At 54.0% G+C, this 7,383-nt stretch carries 5 protein-coding genes; 2 read left to right on the top strand and 3 right to left on the bottom strand.

Annotated features, from left to right (window positions below; translation table 11 throughout):
• Positions 1-369: 369 nt before the first annotated feature.
• Complete coding sequence (locus WCG50_RS15985; protein ID WP_336900590.1) at positions 370-2,682, bottom strand: cytochrome P450/oxidoreductase; 2,313 nt, start codon at positions 2,680-2,682, stop codon at positions 370-372.
• 280 nt (positions 2,683-2,962) lie between these two features.
• The gene (locus WCG50_RS15980; protein ID WP_336900589.1) at positions 2,963-3,754 is read right to left on the bottom strand and encodes an SDR family oxidoreductase; all 792 of its coding nucleotides are present in this window, start codon (positions 3,752-3,754) and stop codon (positions 2,963-2,965) included.
• A gap of 108 nt (positions 3,755-3,862) precedes the next feature.
• Between WCG50_RS15980 and WCG50_RS15975 the strand changes: the two genes are divergently transcribed.
• Both WCG50_RS15975 and WCG50_RS15970 read left to right on the top strand, forming a co-directional pair.
• Complete coding sequence (locus WCG50_RS15975) at positions 3,863-4,873, top strand: TRAP transporter substrate-binding protein (RefSeq protein ID WP_336900588.1); 1,011 nt, start codon at positions 3,863-3,865, stop codon at positions 4,871-4,873.
• A gap of 47 nt (positions 4,874-4,920) precedes the next feature.
• Complete coding sequence (locus WCG50_RS15970; RefSeq protein WP_336900587.1) at positions 4,921-6,780, top strand: TRAP transporter large permease subunit; 1,860 nt, start codon at positions 4,921-4,923, stop codon at positions 6,778-6,780.
• A gap of 100 nt (positions 6,781-6,880) precedes the next feature.
• Here the strand turns inward: WCG50_RS15970 and lspA are convergent, their stop codons facing one another.
• Complete coding sequence (lspA, locus tag WCG50_RS15965) at positions 6,881-7,345, bottom strand: signal peptidase II (RefSeq protein WP_336900591.1); 465 nt, start codon at positions 7,343-7,345, stop codon at positions 6,881-6,883.
• Positions 7,346-7,383 lie beyond the last annotated feature (38 nt).

The following is a 7,383-nucleotide window of genomic DNA, read 5'->3' as shown; positions in this document are numbered from 1 at the left end:
TAAGTGTCTTAAGTTCCGGGTCGCCCAGAAATGCTGCGGGCCCCGTGACCGAGAGAAACGATCCGATGCGGATCGGCTCCTCAGCATAGGCTATTCCGATAGATGCACCCATGCCGAGTGCAATCATCTGCGAAGAAACCAAAAATTTCCTAATACCCAAAAACGCTACCTTCATGTCTGTCTCCTTTGTTGTTAATGTGTTGTTGCAGCCGTGAATCCTTCGACTTTGAAAGTCAGTCGCAGTTTCAAGCATACAAGTCCTTACTGCCGTTGAGAATTACATACTGTTTTATGTTATCAATCAATGAAATTTTGCCAAAGCATGGCATCCGAGCATCGACCTGAGTCCTGTGGATTGGCCTATCAGGTTCAAAGTTCAAGTACCAATTTTGAGCCACCGCTCGCTCTTGAGCAGCAAACCAAAATTTTGTCATTTGCACTGCGTTCGGCACGTGTGAGGACCACGTCGCGATGGTCAATCTGACCTTCAAGAACGCGCACTTCACAGGAGCCACACAAGCCTTCACCACAATCGCTTTGCACATCAATATTAAAGTTGCGCAGTGCCTGCAATATTGTTTGATCTCTCGGAACGGTGATAACCAACCCAGAGTCTTTCAACTCAACTTCAAATTCTGATTCTTTAGAGGGATCAAGCGAACCGAGTTTTGATGAGAAATGCTCGATGTGGAGGGCGCCTTCAGGCCTGTCAGCACAATATTTCTCAAGCTCATCCAGCATGCGCTCTGGACCACAGGCATAAAACTGCGCATCCACGGTTGTGCGCTCGATCAGTGTTTTCAAGTCGTTTCGCCGACCCTCCGCTTTGACATAGACGTGCAAGCGTTCGCCATGAAGCGCCGACAACTCAGCCAGAAAAGACATTGAAGCCCGGGTACTGCCACTGTAATGAACTTCGTAATCAATTCCATTCATCTTTGCCAAACGTGCCATTGCATGAATAGGCGTTATTCCAATTCCGCCTGCGATGAAAACCGCTTTCTTGCATTGATCGTCAAAACGGAAGTAATTACGAGGTCCGCGGATCTTGAGATGATCACCTGTTTTTACATGGTCGTGAATCCACGCTGAGCCACCTCTGCTGTTTGGATCTCGCTGCACCGCAATTTCGAGTGCTCCCGTGTTTTCAGGATTACCGCACAAGGAATACTGCCGTGAGAGGCTGGCAGCGCCACATTCAACGTCAATATGTGCGCCAGGCGTCCACTTTGGCAAGGCCTTTCCGTCAGCAGTTGTCAAGCTGATCTTCACAATGTCTTTTGTGAGGGCATTCACGCTGCTGACTGTCATCATCCGCGATATCGCTTGTTTGGACGGTTCGCCTAAACGAACGCCAAATTTTTCCTTAAGCAAGTTAGGATTTTTTGCCTCAGGATTTAGCTTTGGATCCCACTCTACCAAGAGGTGTTCTGGCCCCCTGAACGCAACGTTGGGCAAGTACGTAAACGTCTGTTTCGCCAACTTCATGTGCGGTATGCGTCGGCTTAATTCTTCCAAGAAAATTTGCAACTCTAATCGGGCCAGATTCTTTCCCATGCACTGGTGAGATCCATAACCGAAGGAGAGATGCTCGCTCGCGTTTTCCCTTCTGATATTGAAAATTTCAGGGTCTGAAAAATAACGTTCGTCATGGTTAGCCGACGACATGAGGATCAAGAGCTTTGATCCTGAAGGAATGTCCAAGCCACCAACCTTGGCATCTTTTGTTGTCAATCTGCGCCATCCCGCGATGGGACCGCTGAAACGTAAGCACTCTTCAACTGCGTTTGAAATCAGGCTTGGATCTTCAGATATTTCTTTCCATGCACTGGGATGTTGAAGTAGCAGTTTTACCGCATTGGTTGTGGCGAGAGATGTCGTCTCATGCGCCGCCACAATCCCCGCCATCATCATCGAATGCAGGTAGGAATCTGTGATGACCTCGGGATACTCCGCTTGTTTTCGAATTCCGTACTTCATCCATCCGTTACCGGAAGGATCAAGACGCATCTTTTCGAGGACTTTTCCTGCGTATTGCCAAAAGTTGCCAACGGCATGCGCCACCTCCAACTGGTGTTCTGGCTTGGGCCGACCCCAAGTATTGACAGTATGTGCAACTGCGTATTTGCGCAACATACCGGCATCTTCTTCTGGAACTCCGAGGAAATGCAAAGCAATCGTTAATGGCACTTCGTACAGCATTTGATCGACCAAATCAGCCTGGCCATCGTTGATGAAGCGATCAACATACTCCCTGGCAATTTTTCTGACCATGGGTTCGTGGTGCAGCAATTCTTCTGGCGTGAATGATTCCATGAGGACACGACGTCGAGCCATATGGGCTGGCTCGTCTTCATTCACCAAGGTCCGACCCATGGCGTATCCATAAGTGGCCAGGACGTCATTGGCTTCCTGGCTGTTGGGTGTAATTTTTTCCAGTGCAATCGATGGGCTGAAGGTCACGTTGTCACGAAATATTGGCTTTATGTCTTCATAACGTGTGATCACCCAATAGCCAAGTTTGGGACTAAAAAAAACAGGTTCTTGGTCCCTTGCCCATCGCACATATTCAGGGGGGTCCTCATGGTAAGCCGCTTCAAAAGGATCAAAGGCGGCAGCCATTTTCCCCATTGGGCAGCCTGACTCACTTTTGAACGATTGATTTTTAAGCATGAGCTTCATCTTCAGTTTTTTTGATTTCCTGTGACGCAATGGGCTCCGGCGTAAAAGCCGCAGTTTCAAAATTCACCATATCAAAATTAATTACGTTTAGCATAATGTACATACTAAATGCGTAATTCACAACCAAGCCGCTTATTGAGGATTTAAATGTCCCCTGCTTTGTGGTGATCTTAGGAAGCAGCGGTCCCAACGAACTCGCGCCTCAAAATGTCATGCAAAGTTCTAAAATTCTCACCATTGCTCTTGGCGGTAGCCAGAGGAAATTTCTGTCTATTGAGTTTTAGTCTGCGGCCATCTTGCGCAGCGTTGGCAAGCCCACGCCAGCCGCTTCGAAACCACCATCAACAGCCAGCACCTGTCCGTTGACGTAGGCGGCATCCGCGCTGCACAGGAAACCGGCCACCGCCGCAATCTCTTCCACCGAGCCATAGCGATTCAACGGAATAACGTCGTGGTAATCCGACCGAATCGCCACGCTGTGTACCAGCTTGGCCATTTCGGTTTCTACGGGACCGGGTGCCACGGCGTTGACCCGAATGCCCACGGTGCCCAACTCGGCCGCTTGCTGCTTGGTCAGATGGATTAAAGCCGCTTTGCTGGTGCCGTAGGCCACGCGCAGCGTACTGGCACGCAGCCCGGAGATGGATGCAATATTCACCACGCTACCGCCACCACTGCGCAGCATGGCGGGCACGCAGGCCTGCGTGCACAAAAAGGCACCATCGAGGTTGGTGGCCATGACGGCGCGCCATTCTTCGTAGCTCGTGGATCCAATGGTCTTGAACACGGCGATCCCCGCGTTGTTGACCAGTGAGTCGATGCGGCCAAAGGTTTTATCCACTTGCGCAATCGATTTTTGAACTTGCTCGGGGCTGGACACGTCACAAACCAGCGCCAATACGCGTGCCGAGTCGTTCAATTCGGCGTCGGTGCGTGCCAGTGTGGCCGCATCAATATCGAGCAGCGCGACGCGGTAGCCTCGTGTCAAAAACCAGCGGGCAATGCCAAGGCCAATACCACGGGCGCCGCCGGTCACGACGGCAACAGGAGTTAATGAAAGTGCAGTTGTCATAGGTCTATTGAGTGGTGAATTTGGTGCTTGACTTTACCGCCATAATCTAATGGCGCTGAGCCCGTTCCAGGCGCCAATGCACAAAAAATATCAACTGGAGACAACCCCATGAAATTATCCCGCCGCTCCCTGCTGGCTGCTGCTGGCGCGACTGCCATGACCTTGCCAATGGGCACTGCCTTCGCCCAGAAAGCGGAGTTTGTTTACAAGTACGCGAACAACCTGCCCGTCACCCACCCCATGAATGTGCGCGCCAAGGAAATGGCTGATGCCATTCGCGCTGAGACCCATGGCCGCGTTGAAATCCAGGTGTTTCCCAACAACCAGCTGGGCTCAGACACCGACATGCTGAGCCAGTTGCGCTCCGGTGGCATTGAGTTCTTTACCCTGTCCGGTTTGATTCTTTCCACCTTGGTTCCGGCGACATCGATTAGCGGCATCGGATTTGCGTTTTCGGACTATGACGCGGTCTGGAAAGCCATGGACGGCAATCTGGGCGCCTACATTCGTGCCCAGATCGTTAAGGCCGGTCTGGTGCCCATGGACAAGATCTGGGACAACGGATTCAGGCACATTACCTCCAGCACTAAAGCCATCACCAGCCCTACCGATTTAAAAGGTTTCAAGATCCGTGTGCCGGTGTCCCCTTTGTGGACGTCGATGTTCAAGGCTTTCGATGCATCGCCTGCCTCCATCAACTTTGGCGAGGTTTATTCCGCGCTGCAAACCAAAGTGGTCGAAGGCCAGGAAAATCCCTTGGCGATCATTTCCACCGCCAAGTTGTACGAGGTGCAGAAGTATTGCTCCCTGACCAGCCATATGTGGGACGGTTTCTGGTTCCTGTCCAACCGCAAAGCCTGGGAGCGTTTGCCCAAGGATTTGCAGGTGATTGTGGCCAAACACATCAATGCGGCAGGTATGAAAGAACGCGCCGACGTGGCCGACATGAATGCGTCATTGCAAAAAGACCTGGCCAGTAAGGGCCTGGTATTCAACCAGCCCAAGACACAAGCGTTCCGTGAACATCTGCAAAAAGCCGGCTTCTATGCTGAATGGAAGGCCAAGTACGGGGATGAAGCCTGGGCGATTCTGGAAGCCAATACCGGCAAACTGGCTTGAGCCAGTTCCCCGTGTTTAACTTGTTTCCATAACGTCTTTTGCATGACATGACTGCCGCACCTGAACTTCAAGCACCCCCACAACGACCTTGGTTAAACCGGATTGAGTCCGTGTTGGGGGCGCTCGTCGAAATCCCGGCAGCGCTGCTGGTGCTGGCAGACATTTCCGTGTTGTTTAGCGGGGTGTTTTCCCGCTTTGTCCTGCATCGGCCCCTGGTGTGGTCGGATGAACTGGCCTCTATGTTGTTCCTCTGGCTCGCCATGCTGGGTTCGGTGGTGGCCTTGCGCCGTGGCGAGCACATGCGCATGACGGCCTGGGTCAGCAAGGCCAGCAGTTCTCGGGCAGCCCTGCTGGAAGCTTTTGCCACCAGCGCCTGCCTGGCTTTTCTGGCCATGGTGGCCTGGCCCGCCTGGGAATATGCGTCTGAAGAAGCTTTTATCACCACGCCGGCACTGGAGATTTCCAACGCCTGGCGTGCTGCGGCGCTGCCCACGGGCATCGTCCTAATGGCCATTTTCGCGGCCTTGCGCCTGGCCCGTGTTACCCATCTCAAGCACGCGATGATGGGGCTGGCGGGAACGGCCCTGATTGCAGCCGTGTTCTGGCTGGCCAAACCCTTGTTTGAAGATTTGGGCCGCCTCAACCTGGTCATCTTCTTTGTGGGGGTGGTGGCGAGTTGTGTGTTTGCCGGAATTCCCATTGCCTTCGCATTTGGTTTGGGCACCTTCGGCTACCTGGCTCTTTGTACCAGCACACCCCTGCCGGTGATTGTGGGGCGCATGGATGAGGGCATGTCCCACCTGATCCTGCTGGCGGTTCCGCTGTTTGTATTTTTGGGCTTGCTCATCGAAATGACAGGCATGGCGCGGGCCATGGTGAATTTTCTGGCCAGTTTTCTGGGTGGCGTGAAGGGCGGCCTGTCCTATGTGCTGGTGGGGGCGATGTACCTTGTTTCCGGCATTTCTGGCTCCAAAGCGGCCGATATGGCGGCCATTGCACCCGCCCTTTTTCCTGAGATGCGCAAGCGTGGTGCCAAGGATGGCGAGTTGGTGGCCTTGCTGGCCGCCACCGGTGCCCAGACTGAAACCGTGCCGCCCAGTCTGGTCTTGATCACGATTGGCTCGGTAACCGGCGTCTCGATTGCCGCCTTGTTTACCGGTGGCCTGCTGCCTGCGCTGGTCTTGGGACTCCTGCTGTGCGCGGTGGTGGGTTATCGGTATCGGCATGAGGACGTCAGCCATGTGCCGCGCACGCCCTGGACGCAGGTGGTTCGTCTGGGCCTCATTGCATTGCCCGCATTGGCCCTGCCGGTGGTGATTCGCGCTGCCGTGGTGGAAGGTGTGGCAACGGCCACCGAAGTGTCGACCATTGGCATCGCCTACGCCGTGCTGGCCGGGCTGCTGGTCTACCGCCAGTTTGACTGGAAACGGCTGGGGCCATTGCTGGTCAGTACGGCATCGCTTTCAGGTTCCATCCTGCTGATCATCGGTACCGCAACCGCCATGGCCTGGGGACTGACCCAGTCAGGATTTTCAAACTGGCTGGCCGCAGTGATGCAAGCGCTTCCGGGTGGTGCGCCGATGTTCCTCACCGTGTCGATCATTACTTTCGTTGTGCTGGGTTCTGTGCTTGAGGGCATCCCGGCCATCGTACTTTTTGGACCCCTGCTATTTCCGATCGCGCGCCAGCTGCAAATCCATGAAGTGCACTATGCGATGGTGGTGGTGCTGTCCATGGGATTGGGACTGTTTGCGCCGCCACTGGGGGTGGGCTACTACGCGGCCTGTGCTATCGGCCGGGTCAGTCCAGACGATGGCATTCGACCCATCATCGGTTATTTGCTGATTTTGCTGCTCGGAACCGTCATCGTGGCCGCTGTGCCGTGGCTCTCAACGGGATTCCTTTGAGGCAGAAGAAAGTTTGAGGCTGACTTCTATTGTTAGGCCGCTGTGGGCCTAACTGACGCGGAAAGCATGCTTTGCGATCAACAGTGAGGATTCGTTCAGATTAGCGTCCGCGCCGCACCCGCAGTAACTCATCCAATATGAGGAAGGCAGCGCCCACGGTAATCGCACTGTCGGCGATGTTGAAGGCCGGGAAATGCCAGCCGTGCCAATGGAAATCCAGGAAGTCGACCACGTAGCCGTACATCACCCGGTCGATCACGTTGCCAATGGCGCCGCCCAATATGCAGGCCATGGCAAAAGCAAACAGCTTTTGACCCGCGTGCGATTTGAGCAACCACAAAATAACCGCTGCTGCCACGACGCCAATGGCCGTGAAAAACCAGCGCTGCCAGCCGCCTGCACCCGCTAGAAACGAAAAAGCGGCGCCGCTGTTGTGCACGCGCACCACGTTGAAAAAGTTCGTTACATGCGTGCTGTCACCGAGTTGGTAGAAGCCGACGATCAAGACCTTGGTGAACTGGTCGGCGATCAGCAAAATGAACGCCAGCCCCAGCCACTGCAGCATGCCGCCGGTTTGGGAACCGGTCTTGAAGCTTGATTTGG

The sequence above is a fragment of the Rhodoferax sp. genome (assembly GCF_037143375.1).
Classification (GTDB): Bacteria; Pseudomonadota; Gammaproteobacteria; order Burkholderiales; family Burkholderiaceae_C; genus Rhodoferax.
Note: the sequence above shows the minus strand (reverse complement) of the source record. Positions and strands in the feature narration are given on the sequence as shown.